The organism is Litorivita sp. NS0012-18, from assembly GCF_040371945.1.
Classification (GTDB): Bacteria; Pseudomonadota; Alphaproteobacteria; order Rhodobacterales; family Rhodobacteraceae; genus Litorivita.
Genome location: NZ_BAABWS010000001.1, coordinates 960,017 through 979,989 on the forward strand (window position 1 = coordinate 960,017; position 19,973 = coordinate 979,989).

A 19,973-nucleotide genomic window follows, 5' to 3' on the forward strand; every position below is an offset into this window, starting at 1 on the left:
AAAGTCATGGGGCAGCGAACCCCGGATCGGCACCTCGCGGCGCTACAGCCCTGATGGCTCGAATTTATCGGCGTGGATCTGGTCTTCGGGCATGCCCAAGACCTTGAGGCGGTCCTCGACCGCGACGACCATGGGCAGGTTGCCGCAAACGAAAGCTGCGGCCTTGGTCAAGTCGGTTTTGAGGTTCTCGTTGATCGCATCGGTGACCAATCCGCGCCGCCCGCGCCATGCGCTGCCCGCCGGTTCATGCGAGAGGATCGGAAGGATGGTCACATTCTTTGGCGCGCGCTGCTTGACCGCGTCGAGCTTGTCGAGGGCAAAGAGGTCCGCTTGGCTGCGCACGCCGAAAATGATGATGACCTTGTTTTTCGGAAAGCGGGTCAGCCGGTCGTGGGCGATCGATAGAACCGGCGAGATGCCCGTGCCGCCCCCGATGCAAACCGCATCGCGGGCCACATCATCAATCCCCATCTGACCGAAGGGCGCCTCCATCCAGATCCGCACGCCGCGCCGGTCGAACCGCGCCAGCCAATCGGAAAACCGCCCCTGCGGCAGACGCTTGATCAAGAACCCGACCTCACGGGTGCCCTCCGGCCCCGGTGCGGGGTCGTAAAAGGAAAACGAGCGGCGCACATAAGAGCCGGACACCGCCAGCGCCCCGTATTGCCCGGGCTGGAAGGTAAAGGCCTCGTCAAAGCGCACGCGCAGGTCGATCACATCGCCCTCCAGAAGGCGCCATCCGGTGATCTCTCCAGCCATCGGACGCGGCAAGATCAGATCATGATCCAGAAGCGTGACGTCAATATCGAGATCCGTGCGCACCTTGGCTTGGCAGGCCAGAACATAGCCCTGCTCCAACTCGCGGTTGGTCAGCGGCGACAAAGCGAAATCGACCAAAGGGCTGATGCGCCCGTGCGACAGTTTGGTCTTGCACCGCCCGCAGGTTCCGACCGTGCAGGTATGCGGGTAGCTGATCCCTTGGCGCAGCGCCCCCATCAGCAGCAACTCGTTCTTGTGAACGCTAAAGCTTTCGCCGCTTTTCAAACGGATCGTGCATTGCGCCGTATTGCTCGCGTCGATCCGCTCGACGCGCTTTTCAGTATCAAGCATCGTGGTATCCTTTTCCCTGCCCCGACCGAACGGACCGAAGGCGGGCCAATTTTTCAGGGGGTGACCGCAAGGCGCATCCGCGCCAGATCAGGCTGCGCGTTCAGATCGCTCCAACCGGCGCGCTCGTTCTCGACCTCGGCCAATTCGCGCTCTTGCGGCGTGGCGTAATGTTCGTCCCAATGGGCCAGCCGCACGCGGATCATCCGATACCAAAGCGCCGGCACAAACGACATCAGGATGCAGACAAAAAACGGCGGTTGCTGCGGCCCCGTGGGGCGCGGACGCAGGGCGTAAAACGGCTTGTAGCTGTCCTCGTGGTGGCCTGCGTGGTTGGTGATCTCCAGCGCCAGAATGCGCACAAAAGGCGTCAGGTGGTTCCATGTATGGCGCTCGTTGAACCGTCCGGGCGTGGCGGTGACGAGGCCGTAGTGCTGGGTGTAATTGAACACTTCGAGCAAGAGCCGCGGCCCGATCAGGCACACCAGAACCGCCATCAACGCGCCCAGCGCCCCGCCCACGATCCACAGCAGCGCAACAAAGCCCGCCAAAAGCCCCACGCGCCAGACCCATGCATTGCGCATATCAAGCGGCTTGCGCCCGCGCTTGGTCCACATCTGTTTTTCCAGCGCATAGCTCTCTTCGACCTGCCCCTTGAAGGTGCGGATCAGGTGGCTGTAAAGGTTCTGGCCGCGCCAAGCGTAATCGGGGTCCTCGGGGGTGACGGTATGGACGTGATGCGTCACCACATGGGTGATCTCGCGCCACGGATCAAAGATCATCACCATGCCAAGCCGCCCGAGCCAGCGGTGAAACAGGTTCTCGCGGTGGAACATCTCGTGCAGGGCGGGGGCGCTGACGATAAATTGGGTGAACATCATCGTGACAAAGGCCCCGACCTGCTCGGTGGTGGTGGCGAAATGGTCCTGCCCGATCAACCACGCATACATGAAAATCTGGCCAAATCCGGCTAAGACCTGCACCGAGACGATCAGGTCGTAAACCCAAGTAAAACGTTGGTCGCGAATGCCGTAATCGGGCGACAGGAAGCTGTCCAAGCTCAAGATGCCGATCAGAACGGCAAAGCCCAGCCAGACATGCGCCCCGCCAAGATACAGCCCATAGGCCGAGACGGCGAGTATCGCGGGGTTGAGCAAATAGCGCAGATAATCTTTCATGTGATCCTCCCAAATCGGCGGGGTCCTCCCGCGTTGGCAAAGGGTGCAATGGATCGAAGACCCTGCGCCCATCCCAAAGGCGGGCCTGCGGTGCGGCGCGGAGCAGCCGGCGGCAAGACGTCATAAATTTCAATTTAAAATCACATACTTAAATAAAATTCTTTCGGAACATTTGCCCCCGCGCCGCGCAAAACCCCGCCCCTTGGCGGTCAACACAATTGGCCGCCCCATACTTTGGAACGTGTTGGCGCGCGGGCGCCTCGCCTCCCCTGAGCGTCACGACGCAAAACGATTTCAGGGAGGAAACAATGCGCCATATTTTCACATCTACCGGTCTCGCCCTCGCGCTTGGCATCGCCAGCAGCGCCGATGCGGAGCAACGGGTTTTGACCATCGCTTCATGGGGGCCGCCCAGCCATGTCACCAACGCGCAAATCTGGCCCGATTTTGTCACCCGCCTCGAAGAAATTTCCGAAGGCGCCCTGACGGCGCAGCTCAAGCTCAACCTCGTGCCTGTCCCTGCCAGCGCCGATTTCGTTCTGGACGGCGGTGCGGATTTCACCATGATCTTCCATGGCTACACGCCCGGACGTTTTCCGACCGCCGAGCTTGTCGAATTGCCGGGCACCTCGGGCACGGTCGAATCGACTTCGGCCGCCTATTGGCGGGTCTGGGATACCCAGCTCAAAGCCGTGGCCAAGCAAGATGAATTCAAAACCATCGCCATGTTCGTGCATGGACCTGGTCAGATTCAATTGGCCGATCCCATCGAAAAGCTTGCCGATATCAAGGGCCTCAAAGTGCGCGGTCCGGGCGGGGTCGGCTCTGCGGTTCTCGATGGTCTGGGCGCGGTCGGGGTGCAGATCCCGATCACCAAAACCTACGAGGCTCTGTCCTCGGGCGCGGCGGATGCCTTGGTCACCAATGTCGACACGCGCACCGCGTTTCGCTTTGATGACGTGACCACGCAAATCTACACCGTGCCTGGCGGGCTCTATCGCGGGTCGATGTCGGCCTTGATGAACAAAGAGACATGGGACAGCCTGCCTGCCGATTTGCAAGCCAAGCTGGACGCCGAACTCTTTGGCGAAACCCTGTCGCGGATGTTTGGCGCGGGTCTGGGCGCGGGCGATGATGCCGCGCTTGAGGCCTCGCAGGCCTTGGGCCATTCGGTCAAGGCGGCCACAGCGGCCGATATGGCGCTGCTCGCGCCGATCGCCGAGGCCATCGAAGCCGATGTCACCGAGCGCGTGGCCAAAACCGGCGTCGATGCACGCGCGGCCTTGGACAGCTTTCGCAAACTCTCGGTCGAGCTTGAATAATGCGCCGCCTTTTGAACCTGTTGGTCAGCCTGCCCCTGTGGCTGGCTGGCCTCGCCTTATGCGCAATGATGTGGTTGACCTTCGCCGATGTGATCTTGCGCGGGGCGGCCAATGCGCCGATCCGCGGGGCCAGCGAAGTGACCGAAATCCTGCTTGCCTCGGTGGTGTTCTTGGCGCTGCCCGGGACATCGCTGCGCGGGCAACATATCTCGGTTGACCTGCTCGACGGTTTCTTTGCGCCGATGGCTTTGCGGCTACGCGATGCTTTGGTGCAAATCCTCTGCGCAGGCCTTTTGCTTTGGCCCGCGATCTTCATATGGGAGCATGGCATCCGCGCCTTGGGTTACGGCGAACGCACGCTCTATTTGGGTGTTCCAACGGGCGCGATCACATTGGGCGTGGCCTGCGGTGCGGTGGCGGGCGCGGCGGCCATGGCGCTGCGCGGGGCGTTGATCTTGGTCCATCCGGCCCTGCTGGCGCAGGAGGGCGAGCAATGAGCGAAGCATTGATCGGCTTTGCCGCCGTTTTGGTCCTCATCTTTTTGCGGGTTCCGATTGCCTTTGCCATGGGTGCCGTCGGCGCGGCGGGATATGCGATGGAAACCAGCCCGAAGGCTGCGCTGTCGATGACCGCGCGGCTGATCACCGATGCGGCCCGCGACTACGGGCTCTCGGTGGTGCCCTTGTTTATCTTGATGGGCCTGTTCGTGAACCGCTCGGGGATGAGCCGCGAGATCTACCGCGCGGCCCATGCGTTTTTGGGCCATTTTCGCGGCGGTCTGGCGATGACAACGGTGGCCGCTTGCGGGCTGTTTGCCGCGATCTCCGGCTCGTCCTTGGCCACGGCCTCGACCATGAGCCGCGTCGCCATGCCCGAGATGCGCAAATTCGGATATTCCGACAGCCTCTCCACCGCCTCGATCGCCGCCGGAGGGACCTTGGGCATTCTGATCCCGCCTTCGGTGGTTTTGGTGATCTACGGGCTGTTGACGCAAACCTCGATCAGCAAGCTTTTCCTCGCCGGTATCCTTCCGGGAGTCTTGGGGATTTTGATGTATCTGGGCGCGGTGCGCTATGTGGTGTGGCGCGACCCCGAGGCCGGACCACGCGGACCGCGCAGCAGCTGGCCCGAGCGCTTTGCCTCGCTGCGCGGGCTGGGCGGTATCCTCACCTTGTTCGCCTTTGTCATCGGCGGGCTTTACGGCCTGTTCGATTTCGCGCCGCTCAATTTGACCTTCTCGCCCACCGAGGCCGCAGGCATGGGCGCGGCGGGCACTTTTTTGATTGCGCTGTGGCGCGGGCGGCTGACCGTCCGGTCAACCTTTGCCGCCCTGAGCGAGACCGCCATCACCACAACCGGATTGTTCTCGATCCTGATCGGCGCGTGGATTTTCTCCAACTTTGTCAATTTCACCGGCCTGCCGGACGCATTGGTCGCGTGGATCACCGCGCAAAACCTGCCCGCGCTTGGCGTTTTGGCGATGATCTTGCTGTGCTACATCTTGCTGGGCTGCGTGCTTGAAAGCCTGTCGATGATGGTTTTGACGGTGCCGGTGTTTTTCCCTGTGATCGTGTCATTGGGGTATGATCCGGTCTGGTTCGGGATCATCGTCGTTGTGGTAACCGAAATCAGCCTCATTACCCCGCCCGTGGGGCTCAATGTGTTCATCTTGAAATCCATCGTGCCCGATGTCTCTGCCGCGACCATCTTTCGCGGCGTGACCCCGTTCTGGCTGGCCGATCTTCTCCGGCTGGCCGCGCTTGTCCTGCTGCCCTCGGCAACCCTCTTCCTCCCATCCCTGTTCTGAGGCGCCGGACAAGAGAAAGGCGCCCCGACAGGATCGGGGCGCCTTTTGCATGTCTAGGCTTGCGCCGTGTCAGACCAGTTTGCGGAAAATCCGCCCGACCAGATGTTTGAACGGCCCGTGCGGCGGGTTGAACAAGAACATCCCGTTCAGCTTGGGCTGCACAAAGACCGATTTGAGATGGCTGAATTCGTCAAATCCCGCGCGCCCGTGATAGGTGCCCTGCCCTGACCCGCCGACCCCGCCAAAGGGCAAGGTATCGGTGATCACATGAAACAGGGTCTCGTTCACACAGGCCCCGCCGGATTTGGAGTTCTTCAACCAATAGTCTCGCTCTTCGCGCTTTTGCGTAAAGACATAAAGCGCCAGAGGGTTGGGGTTATGGGCGATGATACGCTGCGCGTCCTCGCGGTTCTTGTAGGTCAGGATCGGCAGGACCGGCCCGAAGATTTCCTCGCTCATCACCGGCGTATCGAGCGCCGGATCAACGATCACGGTGGGCGGGATTTTGCGGGCATTGCTCGCGCTGCTGGTCTTGGCTTGGATCACCTTCGCGCCGCTGTCCTCGGCCGCCTTGATCAGGCTCTCGATGCGGCCGACATGACGGTCGTTGATGATCGCCGAATAGGCAGGGCAAGCGTTGTAATCACCATAAAATTCGTCAATCTTGGCCACCACTGCCGCGATCAATTCCTCCTTGCGGCTTTCGGGCACCAAAGCGTAATCCGGCGCGATGCAGATTTGCCCCGCATTGAGATATTTTGAATAGACCAGCCGCTCGACCGCGCGTTTCATATCGCCGTGCTCGCCGATCACCACGGGGCATTTGCCGCCCAGTTCCAAAGTCGTCGGCACCAGATTTTTTGCCGCGGCCTCGGCCACCTTGCGGCCCACGGCGGTCGATCCGGTATAGATGATGTGATCGAAAGGCAGGCTGACAAAGGCCGCCCCGACCCCGGCATCCCCGCCGACCACGATCAATTCGTCCGGCCGAAAGTTCTTGGTCAGCATCTCGGTCAGAACCTGCGAGGTGCGCGGGGTCAGTTCGGACGGTTTGAGCATCACGCGATTGCCCGCACCGAAGGCTTCGGCGATGGGGATGAGCGACAAAAAGATCGGGAAGTTCCACGGCGAGACGACCCCCACCACCCCCTTGGGCTGCGGCTGGATATGCGCGCGCGCGGGCATCAGATAAAGCGGCGTGCCAACGCGGCGGCGCTTCATCCATTTTTTCACATGACGCCGCGCGGTGCGGATCGCGGCAACGGTGCCGGTGACGTCGAAATTGCGCGACTCGCCCGGCGCGCGATAGCTGAAATCCTCGGACATCGCCTCGACCAGCATATCCTCGTAATTGAGCAGCCCCGTTTCAAGCCGTTTGAGCCGGTCGATACGGTCCGCCGCCGTGGGCATCGGGTCGGCGGCTTGGGCCTTTTGCAGCGATTGCAGCTGATCGGACAGCTGCGCTTGGATAGATGTAAGCATTTGGGTCCTCCCCCAGAATAAAAAACGGCGCGCGGCCTTTGGCCCCGCGCCCATGTGCGGCGCTCAGGCGGCTTCGCTTTGCTGCCCGCGCGCGGATTTGATGAAATCGGCGGCCTTTTCGGCGATCATGATCGTCGCGGCATTGGTATTGCCGCCGATCAATGTCGGCATGACCGAGGCATCGACCACCCGCAGCCCCTCCACCCCGCGCACGCGCAGTTGCGGATCAACGACCGACATCTCGTCGGTGCCCATCTTGCAGGTGCCCACGGGGTGATAGACCGTATCGGCCCGCGCGCGAATGGCGCTTTCCCATGCCGCATCGGTCATCCCGTCATGGGTGCCGAACAGCTCTTTTTTCATATAGCGGCGCATCGAGGGCGCCATGAGGATGTCACGCGTCATCTTTGCTCCCGCCATCAAGGTTTGCAGATCGCGATCATCCGACAGGAACTTGGGATCGATCACCGGCGCTTCGGTTGGATTGACGCTGCCGATGGTGACGGTGCCGCGCGAATGCGGGCGCAAAACGCAGACATGGCACGAATAGCCATAGCCCGGAATGATCTTGCGCCCGTGGTCGCTCACAATGGCGATCAAGAAGTGCAACTGGATATCGGCCATCGGCAGGGACGGATCGGTTTTCAAAAACCCCCCCGCCTCTGAAAAACAGGTCGAGATCATCGAATTGCCGTCTTTGCGCCACTGGGCGATATGCTTCATCAACTTGGCCCCGCCCTTGAGACCAAGGCCGAAGTTGTCGGTATCTTTGGTCTTGAACCCCAAGACGAAATCGATGTGGTCTTGCAAGTTTTGCCCCACGCCGGGCAATTCGTGCACCATGTCGATGTCATGCGGCTGGATATCTTCGGGGCGGCCGACGCCGGACAGTTGCAACAGCTGCGGCGTGTTGAACACCCCGCCGCACAAGATCACCTCGCGCCGCGCCTTGGCTTGGGTTTCGAGAAAGAATTTCTTGGCCCCGTCGTTATACATCACGCCCACGGCGCGCTTGCCGTCGAACACCACCCGCGACGCCATGGCGTTATGGATCACCGTCAGGTTCGGGCGATCCATGACCGGAAACAAGAAGGCCGCCGCCGTCGAACAGCGCTCGCCGTTTTTCTCGCGCGAATGGAACTGCGTGACCTCGAACAGGCCCAGCCCTTCGTTGTCGCCGGTGTTGAAATCCTCGCTGCGGCGATGCTGCAGTTCGGTGCCCGCATCGATGAAGGCGCTTGAGATCGGACGCGGCGCTTTTTGTTTGGAGACATGCAAACCGCCACTGCCGCCGTGAAAATCGCTCTCGCCGCCCCAATGGTTTTGCGATTTCTTGAAATAGGGCAGCACGCTGTCCCAATCCCATCCGTCGCATCCCTGATCGGCCCAACTGTCATAGTCGGATTTATGCCCGCGGATATAGACCATCGCATTGATCGCCGAGGAGCCGCCCAGAGCCTTGCCGCGCGGCTGATAGCCTTTGCGCCCGTTCAGCCCCGCTTGCGGCACCGTCTCATAGGCCCAATTGTTGATCTTGGGTTTGCCCGGCAGCATGGCGACCAATCCGGCCGGTGCGCGCACCAATATGCCGTCGCCCTTGCCGCCCGCTTCGAGCAAACACACCGTGACCGCGGGGTCTTCGGACAGGCGCGCGGCCAAGGTCGCCCCCGCCGATCCCCCGCCAACGATTACATAGTCAAATTCCATCTGTTCCTCCCTTGAACATCTCGGGCAAGGCGCAAGCGCCGTTGCGTTCAAGAAAGGGTAGGCACAGGTTCAGGCGCAGGCCCCATCCCAAGGATGGGGCCAAAACCACGCCTAAGAGGTGACTTCGCGGCCAAACAGGCTGCGCGCGATGACCCAGCGCTGCACCTCATTGGCGCCCTCGTAGATTTCGCCGATTTTGGCATCGCGATAGATCGCCTCAAGCGGCCAAGGTTGATCCTCGCCGGTGATATGGCGGGCAAACCCGTAGCCGCCGCAGGCCTGTATCGCATCACGGGCCACATCGACGGCAATCTGCGAGCCTTTGATTTTCGCCATCGCGGCAAAGGGTTCGGGATCGCCGGTCGTGTCATAGATCATCGCGGCCTTGTGAACCAAGCTGCGCGTCGCCTCCAGTTCCATCGCGTGATCGGCGAAGGTGAATTGCCAATGCTGGAACCGCGCAATCGGTTGTCCGAAAACATGCCGCTCGGTGGTGTAATGGGCCGCGACATCGAGCGCGCGCTGCGCCATGCCAACACCCACCGCCCCGATGCCCATCCGCCCAAGGCTCAGCGCGGCCAGCATCGTCCGCAGCCCTTTGCCCACCTCGCCCAACACCGCATCGGCCGGAACGAACACATTGTCGAGCGTGATGTCGGCGGTCAATTGCGCGTGGTTGCCCATCTTTTGATCGGGGTCCGACACGCTGACCCCTTCGGCTTTCATATCGACCAAAAATGCCGTCAGGCTGGCGCCCGTGCGGCACAGCACCAACAAGATATCCGCCGCCACCGAATTGGTGATCCAGCGTTTGGTCCCGCTGATCCGCCATCCGCCCTCCACTTCCACTGCCGCGGTCTGCGTGGCCTGCACCGACAGATCGGTCGAGGCCATCGGCTCGGAGGTGGCAAAGGAGCCGACAAATTCGCCGCGCACCAGTTTGGGCAACCATGTCTCGCGCAAATGCCCGCCCACACGGTCCAAGGTGGTGCCCACCAAAATCCCCTGCCCGTCAAACATCGCCGATGCGATGCCCGCAGAATAATAGCCCAGTTCCTCAAGCACGATAATCGTGCCGAGCGTCGGATAGTCGAGGCCCAAGCCGCCGACATCCTTGGCAAAGGGCACCTTGTATAGGCCCGCTGCCGCTATGGCGTCGAACACATCATGGCGAAACCCGTCGCGCCGCTCGGGCGTGCAGTTGATCTCATGCGCCAAGGGGCGCAGCACCTCGTCGGCAAAGCTGCGCGCCATTTTGCGCACCTCGATGGCCTCGGCGGGCAAGAACAGATCGCTGGAGGTTTGCTCGGCGCGGCGTTTGACCGCCCAATGCTGTGGAATATGGGTCATGGCGTTTATCCTTTTGCCTCGGTGATGGTGCTCAGACGCGCGCGCAGCACGCTTTGCGCTTGGGCGACGATCCTCTCGATGAGATCGGCGCAGCTTGGAATATCGTGGATCAATCCTTGGATTTGCCCCGCCCAGATCAGCCCAGCCTCCAGATCGCCGCTCTCCAGAGCGATCCGGCCCTTGGCCCCCGAAACAAGCGGTTGGATGTCTTCGAAAACCGCGCCCTCGCGCGCGCTGATCTCGACCACCTGATCGGAGACCGAAGTTTTGGCGACGCGGCCGGTGTTGCGGAATTTGCGGAAAATCAAATGGGTCGCGCGTTCGTCATTGGCGACGAGGAGCGCTTTGACCTTGTCGTGGATCGGCGCTTCTTTGGTGGCGCAAAACCGCGTGCCCATATTGATGCCCTCGGCCCCCAAGACCAAAGCCGCCGCCAATCCGCGCCCATCGCCATATCCGCCCGAGGCCAGCATCGGAATATGCACCTGATCGGCGGCGGCAGGGACCAATACCAAAGCGGGGACATCGTCCTCACCGGGGTGGCCCGCGCATTCGAACCCGTCGATCGAGATCGCATCCACCCCCATGTTTTGCGCCGAAACCGCATGGCGCACCGAGGTGCATTTATGGATGACGGTGATGCCGTGGGCTTTGAACTCCTCCACATGCTCTTGCGGTTTCGCCCCTGCGGTTTCGACAATGCGCACGCCACTGTCGATGATGGCGCGGCGGTAATCGGCATAGGGCGGCGGAGTGAGCGACGGCAGGATCGTCAGGTTCACCGCAAAGGGTTTGTGGGTCATGGTTTTGCACCGCGCGATTTCGGCGGCCAAAGCATCCGGCGTCGGAAAGGTCAGCGCCGTCAGCGTCCCCAGCCCGCCCGCATTCGACACCGCCGCCGCCATTTCGGCCCGTCCCACCCACATCATGCCCCCCTGCATGACCGGATGCCGGACCCCGACCAGTTGAGTAAATCTCGTTGATATCGCCACGGCTTGCCGCCCTCCTCGTAAATGCGCGCGGCGCTGCGCCGCGGCTGTTCCCCTGCGCCGGCGGTTTGCCTCCGGCGCGCTTTGATGTGGCGGCGGCGGCGGCGGCGCAGACCCGCCCAAAGTATGGACCGTGCCAATTCCTGCCCGCGCCCTACGCATTTTCGCGCCCCCTGCCCGCCTTTGGTCGGGGCAGCAGCGCGGCGGCGCGCCCTATCCGTGGGCCAAGGAGGACGATATGATTTTGACAAACGAACAAGAGATGATCCGCGACATGGTGCGCGATTTTGCCCAAGGCGAACTCCGCCCAAAGGCCGCGCAATTCGAAGCCGACCAATCCTATCCGCCCAGCCTGTTCGAGCAGCTCGGCAGCCTCGGGTTGATGGGCATGACCGCCCCCGAAACATACGGAGGCGCAGGGTCGGATTTCGTCTCTTATGTCTTGGCGCTGATCGAACTGGCCGCTGGCGACGGCGCGCTGTCGACCATTGTGAGCATCCAGAACTCCATCATGGTGGGCGGGGTGCTCAAGGACGGCACCGAGGCGCAAAAGGCGCGCTGGCTCGGCCCGCTGATGCGCGGCGAGGCGATCGGCGCCTTTGCCCTGACCGAAGCGGATGCAGGCACCGACGCCGCCGCCATCCGCACCCGCGCCGAGAAAACCGAAAGCGGCTGGCGGCTCAACGGGGCCAAGCAATTCATTACCTCGGGCCGGATCGCCAAACTGGCCATGGTCATCGCGGTGACCGATCCGGCGGCGGGCAAAAACGGCATGACCGCCTTCTTGGTGCCCACCGACACCGAGGGCTATAGCGTCGATAAGGTCGAGCATAAGCTGGGCCAAGCCGCATCTGACACCTGCGCCTTGCGCTTTGACGATGTGATGCTGCCGGATGATGCGGTTCTGGGCGGGGTTGGCAGGGGCTATCGCACCGCCCTGTCCAATCTTGAGACCGGACGGATCGGCATCGCGGCCCAATGTATCGGGATGGCGCAGGCCGCGCTGGACATCGCAATCGCCTATGCCAAAGAGCGCACCAGCTTCGGCCAAAAAATCATCGAGCACCAAGCCGTGGGCTTTCGTTTGGCCGATATGGCCACGCGTCTGGAGGCGGCGCGCCATCTGGTGCTTCACGCCGCCGCCCTCAAGGACGCGGGCCGCCCCTGCCTGACCGAAGCCTGTATGGCCAAACTCGCCGCCAGCGAGGCGGTGGAGAAGATTTGCTCCGGCGCGATCCAGACCTTGGGCGGCTATGGATATCTCGAAGACTACGGGTTGGCGAAACTCTACCGCGACCAGCGCGTGTGCCAGATTTACGAGGGCACATCCGATGTGCAGCGGATGATCATCGGGAGGGCATTGTGATGCAGGACACCGTGATTTTGGGCTATGCCCGCACCCCGATGGGCAGCCTCATGGGCACCTTGAAAGACCAAAGCGCCTCTGATCTGGGCGCGGTTGCGATCCGCGCCGCCGTGCAATCGGCCGCGCGCGGCGCTGCGCTCAATGCGGCAGATGTGGACCGCGTTTTGATGGGCAGCGTCTTGCTCGGCGGCCAAGGCCAAGCCCCCGCACGCCAAGCCGCGCTCAAGGCAGGCCTGTCCGATCACACCCCCTGCACCACGATTTCCAAGGTCTGCGGGTCAGGGATGGAAGCGATGATCTTGGGCCATAGCGCGCTGCAATCGGGCCTGTCAAAACTGGTGATTGCGGGCGGAATGGAGAGCATGTCGAACGCCCCCTATCTGCTGCCCAAAGAGCGCGGCGGCGCGAGGATCGGCCACGGCGTCACCGTCGATTCGATGTTTTTTGACGGGCTCGAAGACCATTACGGCGACAAGGGCCGATTGATGGGCAGCTTCGGCGATGCCGTGGCGCGGGACTATGGCTTTAGCCGCGAAAGCCAAGACAGCTTTGCCATCGAAACCCTGCATCGTGCGCGCGCCGCGCAGCAAAACGGCGCCTTTGACGGCGAAATCGCCGCTGTTGCCACCCGCACGGGCGAAGTCCGCACCGACGAGCAGCCCGCCAAAGCCGATCCGCAAAAAATCCCCGCCCTGCGCCCCGCCTTTGGCACAGACGGCACGATCACCGCCGCCAATGCCAGTTCGATCTCGGACGGGGCGGCGGCTTTGGTCCTTGCGCGCGCCGATTATGCCAAAGACTGCGGCGCCGTGCCGATCGCGCGGATCTGCGGCGTCAGCGCCCATGCGGGCGCGCCCAAGGATTTCCCCAAAGCCCCCGTGCCCGCGATGCGCCGGTTGATGGACCGTCTGGGATGGGGGATCGCGGATATCGACCTGTTCGAGGTCAACGAAGCCTTTGCCATGGTCGCGATGATCGCCATGGCCGATCTGGGCATTCCCCATGACAAGCTGAACGTGAACGGCGGGGCCTGCGCCTTGGGGCACCCCATCGGCGCCTCGGGCGCACGCATCTGTGTGACCTTGCTCCACGCCCTCGAAACCCGCGGCCTCAAACGCGGCATCGCGGGCATTTGCATCGGCGGCGGCGAAGCCACGGCGATTGCGATCGAGAGGTTGGCGCCGTAACAGGCGCGGAGCATCTGGCCGTGCGTCGAGGCGCCAATGTTGCGCATATGACATGCACGATATACGCTTAATCACGTAAATCAGGAGAGAACAGATGTTCAGATTGTCTTGTGGGCTGGTGGCCTGGACCGGATTGACCGCTTGTATCAGCACGACCGACCCGAACGCCATGCTCTCTACGGTTAGGGTAGAGCCATTGGGCAAAGGGCAGTTCATGATTTCATGCGTGGAATCGCCAAAGTATTGCGCCCAACAAGCCGTTCGGGCGTGCCCCGATGAATTTGATGTTGTGAGCAACACGACAAACGCAGCTGATTACGGCAGGATGACAATGATTATACGCTGCCGGACATAAAGACGGAAAGAGGCCGACGCCGCCGAGGCAAAAACAGCGCCCCAGAGGACCGCCAAAGCGTCTCGCGGCCTCACCAGCATGTAACGATCGACCGTTTCATCCGGCCCGAGAGCCTACGTCACAAGGACTAAATGGGGGAAGAAATGCGAGCGCAGACCGATATCTCAATCGCAACGCGTTGATAAACATAGGCATTTGAGAGCCCAATGGCGGAGACGAAGTCCGCCATATTAATCTTGTAAAGATATGACATTTAAACACTAAAAAATTCAATACAAAATATATACCACAAAAAATACCACCTCAACTCCCCCAAAACGCTCCATGTGGCTGGAACTCGCTTACAATCCTATAGCCCGCCCAATCCCTCGTCAAAGGTCGCAACCAACTTCAAAAGTCTAGCCCTGATCCGCTCGACAACGCTCTTACGCTCCAAAATTTTAGGTTTCACTTCTAACGCGCTCACGATCTCTCCTTGCAGGGGCTTCTTACCCGAAAAGTGATATTGCTCGATCATCTCCTTGAAGGCCTCAGGGTTAAGCTTTTCCGTTGCACAAACCTCGGCAATGGCTTTCGACTTTTCATTGTCCCAAAAGCCGTTGAATTCGTCGGTGACGGAGTTCCCCGGCGTCATTGCGCCCATATGCTCTTCGATGAATTTCTCAATCAACTCACGCTTGCTGCGTAGATGCCGTTCCGACCCAAGCAAATCCTGAACCATTTTCTTCTTGGCCTGCGACGCATCTCGGGTTTTGGGATCGAGGCTGTCTTGATCCTCAAAGGCCTCCGCCAATAGCGCCAAGATATAGGCGACGTTGATTTCGTCCCGCTGGATCAGTTCAAGCTCGAAATCCACCTCGCCAATAATAGACGCTGCATCGTCGAGCTTATCGGTCTTAGTCTTGTCGTGAATGTCTAGATACTTGCTTTTGTAGTCCTCGAACTCTTGCGTGGCTAAATCCAGATCAGCAGGGTCATATTCTGTAAAACTAGTTAGCACATTTCGCAGACGGATCAGGTCACGGAAAGCTTGAACGAAGGCAAGCTGATCTTCTTCGGACTTCAAATCGTTGACGATATCCGGTTCGGCAGCAATGGCCTTTAGTGCCTCAACCGCCGCGTTGAACTGTTCTAGATAGTCGCCATAGGGAGCCATAAGGATAGTCTCGATAGCTTCCTTGTTGGAAAACAGCGTGATAGCTTCGTCCGTCTTGGGTTTGAGATTTCGGAAGCAGACGATATTGCCCTGCGATTTCACCTGTCCCAAAATCCGGTTGGTGCGCGAAAACGCCTGGATCAGACCGTGGAATTTCAGGTTCTTGTCAACGTAGAGCGTGTTCAGCTTCTTGGCATCGAACCCGGTCAGGAACATATTGACCACCAGCAGGATATCCAGCCGGTCCTTGTCGAGCGCATCCTTGCGGTCCCGCTCTTTCAGACGTTTGCTCAGATGGTTGTAGTAGGTGTAGAACCCCGCGCTGTCCTTTACGGTTTCCTTGGTTTGAAACATCGCGTTGTAGTCCGCGACGAAGGACTCGAGCTTGTCCCGCTTGTGAACATCCACCGGGAGATCAGCCACGTTCAGATCAGGGTCGCCAATCATACCGTCCGCATCCGGGTCAGCTTCGTTCGGCCCATATGTAAAGATCGTGGCAACCCGCAGGTGATGTTGGCCCGCCTCTTTCTTGCGCCGGAAGGTTTCGTAGTAGGCAATCAGGGCATCCACAGAACTGACGCATAACATCGCACTGAACTGCTTATTGTGCGTCTTGCGGTCGTGGTTCTGGATGATCCAGTCCACTACCCCCTCGATCCGGTCAGGGTTATCGTAGAATTCGCGCACATTGATCGCGGGCACCTCTTCGTCAATCAGGCTCCCGTCCTTGCGCTTCAGCTTGCCCCAATACTCAACCGAGAACCGAAGCACGTTTTCGTCGGCAATCGCGTCGGTGATCACGTATTTATGCAGGCATTCGGCAAACAAATCTTTGGTTGTACGCTTGCCGACTGCGTTATCGGCAAAGATCGGCGTGCCCGTAAACCCGAACATCTGCGCCTTGCTAAAGAACCCCACGATCCGCTTGTGTGTGTCGCCAAATTGCGAGCGGTGGCATTCGTCAAAAATGAAGACAACGCGCTGGTCTTTTACCGCGCCCAGCGCAGCGTCATACCGATCCCGGCTGATCGCCGTGTTCAGCTTCTGGATCGTGGTCACGATCAGCTTGGTATCGCTGCCCAGCTGCCCGACCAGCGCCTTGGTGTTATCCGTGCCATCGACCGAGCCATCAGAGAAGTGGTTGAACTCCTTGGTCGTCTGGTAATCCAGATCGGCGCGGTCCACGACGAACACGACCTTGTCCACTTTGGGATTCTCGATCAACACCTGTGCTGCCTTGAACGACGTCAGCGTCTTGCCCGATCCCGTGGTGTGCCAGATATAGCCGTTCTTGCGCCCTGCCTTCACCCGCGCGTCAATCGCCTCGACCGCGTAGTATTGGTAGGGCCGCAACACCATCAGCACTTTGTCGCTTTCGTGCAGCACGATGTATTTGCTGATCATCTTGCTGACGTGGCATTTTTCCAGAAACGCATCGGCAAAGGCGTCCAGTTGCGTCACCAGCGTGTTGTCTTCTTTCGCCCAGAAAAACGTCTGCTTGAAATCCTGATTGTGGTTGTTGGCGTAGTATTTGGTGTTCACGCCGTTGCTGATCACGAACAGCTGCACATACTGGAACAACCCGCTTTCGGACCAATAGCTGTGGCGCTGGTAGCGGTTGATCTGGTTGAACGCCTCTTTCAACTCAACCCCGCGCCGTTTCAACTCGATCTGCACAAGGGGCAGACCGTTGACCAGCAAGGTCACGTCGAACCGCGTTTTGTGGTGGCCTGTCACGGTCACTTGGGTGGTCACCTGATACTGGTTTTGACACCATTCATCCGTGTTCAAAAACTGCAAATAGGCCGATGAGCCATCATCGCGGGTCAGATGCATCCGCCCGCGCAAAATCTTGGCGCGTTCAAACACATTGCCCTTGTCGAGATGGTTGAGCACGCGGGCGAATTCTTGGTCTGATAGGGTGATATCATTCTGTTTGCCCAGCTGCACCCGCAGGTTCGCCTGCACCGCCGCCATGTCGGGCAGCGTGACGGGGTCATAGCCCAAACCGATCAGCCGTTTGACCAGATCGTTTTCAAGCTGCGCTTCGGATTGATACTCGGCCATAATTGCCCCTATTCTTTATACAAACATCTGTTGCAACAGACCTTTTTTGAACTGTTCCATCTGCGCCACCTGATCCGCCACCGCCGCGATTTTGGCATCCATGGCAGAGAGCGCTTCGGCTATTTTGGTTTGTTCGTCGGGGTGTGGATATGGCAGCGTCAAAGTGCCAAATGCAGAATAGCTAATTTGCTTACCTTCTCGGATGCCCACAACAGTTGCCGACAGCCGAGAAATGAAATCAAGATCCTTGAAATAGCTCATGAAGAACCCATCAGATATTGGCAACGTTGGTTTCAAAATAGTATATGCTGGGCTGCAAATTCCATGCACTTTAGAATACTCGATGCCGCCTTGAAATGACCTAAGGCTAATAATAAAGTCTCCGCGTTCAACAATTTTGTATGACAATATGCTCGCGGCTGTCGCCTTAATGTCGATGTCAATATTTTCCCTTAGAACTGCGCCTTGCTCTTGCGTAATAGCAAGAATGGGCAAGTCCCCAGTATGCTTTTTATTGGACACACTAACAAACAGCTCGTTCGCGGCTTTCTCTTCCCAATCGGGAAAGGCGGTGCCGTCGGGTTTGGTGAAGCGCAGGGATTGGCTGAACAGCGCTTGCATCAGCCCGCGTTTGTAGCGCTCCAACAGCGCCACCCGATCCCGCAGCGCCGCGAGCTTGGCATCCACCACCCCCAAAAACGCCGCGATTTTCTTTTGTTCTTGGAGTGAGGGGAACGAGACGGGGTCAATTAAAACACGCTCGTTATTGATCTTCATGTCGTTTTTTGCGCCAATGTGAACAAGCGGCTTAAGATAGTGGTTGGTTCGGTTGTCGAGTTCAAAATACCGGTCCCAAAATTCGGAATCATGTTCGACGCGAACTTCGTAAACCGCATATAGTGTTGAAACGATACCGCTTTGCCCTTTGTTGGCCTTAATAATCCCAAACGGGTTCGATTTCAGCGGGCTTTTTGTGTAAACAATATCGCCAACTTCAACGACATGATAGTTATCGACCAATACCCCAGCATAGCTTCGCCCCAGATGCTCGATTTGGTTTACGATTCCTTTTTCACCTGAAACTGAAAGAACCCTGTCCTTGCCAAAGGTATTGTCTACATTTCGTTTGCCCTTAACACGCCAAGCATTGTTGAGTGGTTTCTTAACCCAAGCCCCCTCAAACTCAGGAAACCTCAGCACTGGCACGGTTACAGCCTCACTCATAGCGGGGCCTCAATCCCAAGCTCGGCACAAAAGCCCGCAATCTGTGCGTCCAGATCGGCCATGCCCTCGGCATTCGCTTTCAGTGCTGTGGCGACCTCAGCCAAGTTGACGGGTTCTTCGGCCTCGAAGGTGTCGACATAGCGCGGGATGTTGAGGTTGTAATCGTTCTCAGCCACCTCAGCCAACGTCGCACGGTGGGAAAAGCGGTCTTCCACAGCGCGATTGCGGTAGGTGTCGACAATCTTGGTGATGTCCTCAACCCGCAGAGAATTCTGGTTCTTGGCCTTCTCAAAACAGGTCGAGGCATCGACGAACAAGATGTCTTTGGGATGCTCACGGCATTTTTTAAACACCAAGATAGAAGTGGGAATAGAGGTGCCGTAAAAGATATTCGCAGGCAGGCCAATCACAGCATCCAACCAGTTGCGCTCTTTGATAATATATTCGCGGATATGCCCCTCTGCCGCGCCGCGAAACAGCACCCCATGGGGCAAGATCACCGCCATGGTGCCGTTTTCATCAAGCTGGTGCAGCATGTGTTGGACAAAGGCAAAGTCGGCCTTGCTGGCGGGGGCGAGCTTGCCATACTGGCTATAACGATCATCGGTGAGCAAGAGCGGATTGGCCGACCATTTGGCGGAAAACGGCGGGTTGGCGACCACGGCCTCAAAGCGTTTTTCGGCATGTTGGGGGTGTTCGAGCGTGTCTTCTTGTTTCAGGTCGAAGTTGCGATAATGCACCCCGTGCAAAATCATGTTCATCCGCGCAAGGTTATAGGTCGTGCGGTTCATTTCCTGCCCGTTGAAATCGCCGACCTCGACCTCTTTGGCGACGCGCAGCAAAAGCGAGCCGGACCCGCAGGTGGGATCATAAACCGATCTGATCCGGTCCTTGCCCGTGGTGACGATGCGCGCAAGGATGGTCGAGACCTCTTGCGGGGTGTAGAATTCGCCCGCCTTCTTGCCCGCCCCGCTGGCGAATTGCCCGATCAGATACTCATATGCATCGCCCAGAACATCGCTGTCGGCCTTTTCAAGCTCAAAGTCGATCTCGTCCAGATGGGTGAGCACCTTGGCGATCAGGGTGTTCTTGGCCTCTTCGGTGCGGCCCAGTTTGTTGGACGTCAGATCCATGTCGGAAAACAGATCGTCGAAATCATCCTCGGATTCCGTGCCCATGGTCGAGCGTTCGATATTGTTGAGAATGCGCGCAAGGTCTTCGAGAATGAAGTTGCCCGGCTTGCTGCCCCGCGTGGCCACGGCGCTGAACAGCTCGGACGGTTTGAGGAAATAACCCAATTCATCAACCGCCGCTTCGGCAACAGCATCCATGATCGCCTTGCCGTCGTCGGTAGTCTCATTGACATCCGCGAAATCAATACCATCCGCCGTCAGGATCGAATTGGCATAGATATACAGCCGTTCAGACAGGTATTTATAAAAGATGAATCCCAAAATATAGTCGCGAAACTCATCCGCGTTCATCTTGCCGCGTAACGTGTTGGCGATATCCCAAAGTTTCTGTTCAAGTTTCTTTTTCTGTTCTTCAGTCATTTCGGTCTTCCCAACTGTTTATCCATTGATGAAGGATTTCCGGAGCATTGGGAAGGGAGCTTGGTAACCCGAAACGTGCAACGTCTGCGTCAGCACGAAAGTCGACACCAGACCCTCACACCA

Annotated in this window: 14 protein-coding genes; 5 read left to right on the top strand and 9 right to left on the bottom strand. The window is 59.0% G+C overall.

The features are described 5' to 3' along the window. Positions 1 to 42 precede the first annotated feature (42 nt). Positions 43 to 1,110 carry a 2Fe-2S iron-sulfur cluster-binding protein gene (locus ABWV64_RS04545; RefSeq protein ID WP_353343085.1) on the bottom strand — a complete coding sequence of 356 codons (1,068 nt, stop codon included), beginning with the start codon at positions 1,108 to 1,110 and terminating at the stop codon, positions 43 to 45. Between the two features lie 53 nt (positions 1,111 to 1,163). Further along, positions 1,164 to 2,285: a fatty acid desaturase gene (locus ABWV64_RS04550; protein ID WP_353343086.1), complete on the bottom strand. Its 1,122-nt coding sequence runs from the start codon at positions 2,283 to 2,285 to the stop codon at positions 1,164 to 1,166. Positions 2,286 to 2,593: 308 nt separating this feature from the next. On the opposite strand from ABWV64_RS04550, the gene ABWV64_RS04555 reads away from it, so the two are divergent. From ABWV64_RS04555 to ABWV64_RS04565, 3 genes are read left to right on the top strand one after another with little or no spacing between them, the layout of a single operon-like run. Next, the gene (locus ABWV64_RS04555) at positions 2,594 to 3,607 is read left to right on the top strand and encodes a TRAP transporter substrate-binding protein (RefSeq protein ID WP_353343087.1); all 1,014 of its coding nucleotides are present in this window, start codon (positions 2,594 to 2,596) and stop codon (positions 3,605 to 3,607) included. Then, on the top strand, positions 3,607 to 4,104 hold the full coding sequence (locus ABWV64_RS04560) for a TRAP transporter small permease (protein ID WP_353343088.1): 498 nt from the start codon (positions 3,607 to 3,609) through the stop codon (positions 4,102 to 4,104). Before ABWV64_RS04555 ends, ABWV64_RS04560 begins: the two co-directional genes overlap by 1 nt. After that, positions 4,101 to 5,414: a TRAP transporter large permease gene (locus tag ABWV64_RS04565; RefSeq protein WP_353343089.1), complete on the top strand. Its 1,314-nt coding sequence runs from the start codon at positions 4,101 to 4,103 to the stop codon at positions 5,412 to 5,414. The genes ABWV64_RS04560 and ABWV64_RS04565 overlap by 4 nt, the downstream gene beginning before the upstream one ends. A gap of 69 nt (positions 5,415 to 5,483) precedes the next feature. Here the strand turns inward: ABWV64_RS04565 and ABWV64_RS04570 are convergent, their stop codons facing one another. The 4 genes from ABWV64_RS04570 to ABWV64_RS04585 form a co-directional block, all read right to left on the bottom strand. Next, positions 5,484 to 6,896 carry an aldehyde dehydrogenase family protein gene (locus ABWV64_RS04570; protein ID WP_353343090.1) on the bottom strand — a complete coding sequence of 471 codons (1,413 nt, stop codon included), beginning with the start codon at positions 6,894 to 6,896 and terminating at the stop codon, positions 5,484 to 5,486. 63 nt (positions 6,897 to 6,959) lie between these two features. Further along, positions 6,960 to 8,603 (bottom strand): GMC family oxidoreductase, encoded by a 1,644-nt coding sequence (locus ABWV64_RS04575; RefSeq protein WP_353343091.1) that lies wholly within the window; start codon positions 8,601 to 8,603, stop codon positions 6,960 to 6,962. Between the two features lie 111 nt (positions 8,604 to 8,714). After that, positions 8,715 to 9,953, bottom strand: a complete 1,239-nt coding sequence (locus ABWV64_RS04580; protein ID WP_353343092.1) for an acyl-CoA dehydrogenase family protein — start codon at positions 9,951 to 9,953, stop codon at positions 8,715 to 8,717. A 5-nt stretch (positions 9,954 to 9,958) separates the two neighbouring features. After that, entirely contained in the window at positions 9,959 to 10,945 is a 987-nt protein-coding gene (locus tag ABWV64_RS04585; RefSeq protein WP_353343093.1) for an NAD(P)H-dependent flavin oxidoreductase, read from the bottom strand. A 235-nt stretch (positions 10,946 to 11,180) separates the two neighbouring features. Between ABWV64_RS04585 and ABWV64_RS04590 the strand changes: the two genes are divergently transcribed. Continuing rightward, the gene (locus ABWV64_RS04590) at positions 11,181 to 12,308 is read left to right on the top strand and encodes an acyl-CoA dehydrogenase family protein (protein ID WP_353343094.1); all 1,128 of its coding nucleotides are present in this window, start codon (positions 11,181 to 11,183) and stop codon (positions 12,306 to 12,308) included. After that, positions 12,308 to 13,495, top strand: coding sequence for a thiolase family protein (locus ABWV64_RS04595; RefSeq protein WP_353343095.1), 1,188 nt, complete (start codon positions 12,308 to 12,310; stop codon positions 13,493 to 13,495). Before ABWV64_RS04590 ends, ABWV64_RS04595 begins: the two co-directional genes overlap by 1 nt. A gap of 704 nt (positions 13,496 to 14,199) precedes the next feature. Here the strand turns inward: ABWV64_RS04595 and ABWV64_RS04600 are convergent. The 3 genes from ABWV64_RS04600 to ABWV64_RS04610 are packed head-to-tail and all read right to left on the bottom strand — an operon-like array spanning position 14,200 to position 19,850. Next, positions 14,200 to 17,073 carry a type I restriction endonuclease subunit R gene (locus ABWV64_RS04600; protein ID WP_353343096.1) on the bottom strand — a complete coding sequence of 958 codons (2,874 nt, stop codon included), beginning with the start codon at positions 17,071 to 17,073 and terminating at the stop codon, positions 14,200 to 14,202. 15 nt (positions 17,074 to 17,088) lie between these two features. Further along, positions 17,089 to 18,297, bottom strand: a complete 1,209-nt coding sequence (locus ABWV64_RS04605; protein WP_353343097.1) for a restriction endonuclease subunit S — start codon at positions 18,295 to 18,297, stop codon at positions 17,089 to 17,091. Further along, entirely contained in the window at positions 18,294 to 19,850 is a 1,557-nt protein-coding gene (locus ABWV64_RS04610) for a type I restriction-modification system subunit M (protein WP_353343098.1), read from the bottom strand. The genes ABWV64_RS04605 and ABWV64_RS04610 overlap by 4 nt, the downstream gene beginning before the upstream one ends. Between the last annotated feature and the right edge of the window lie 123 nt (positions 19,851 to 19,973).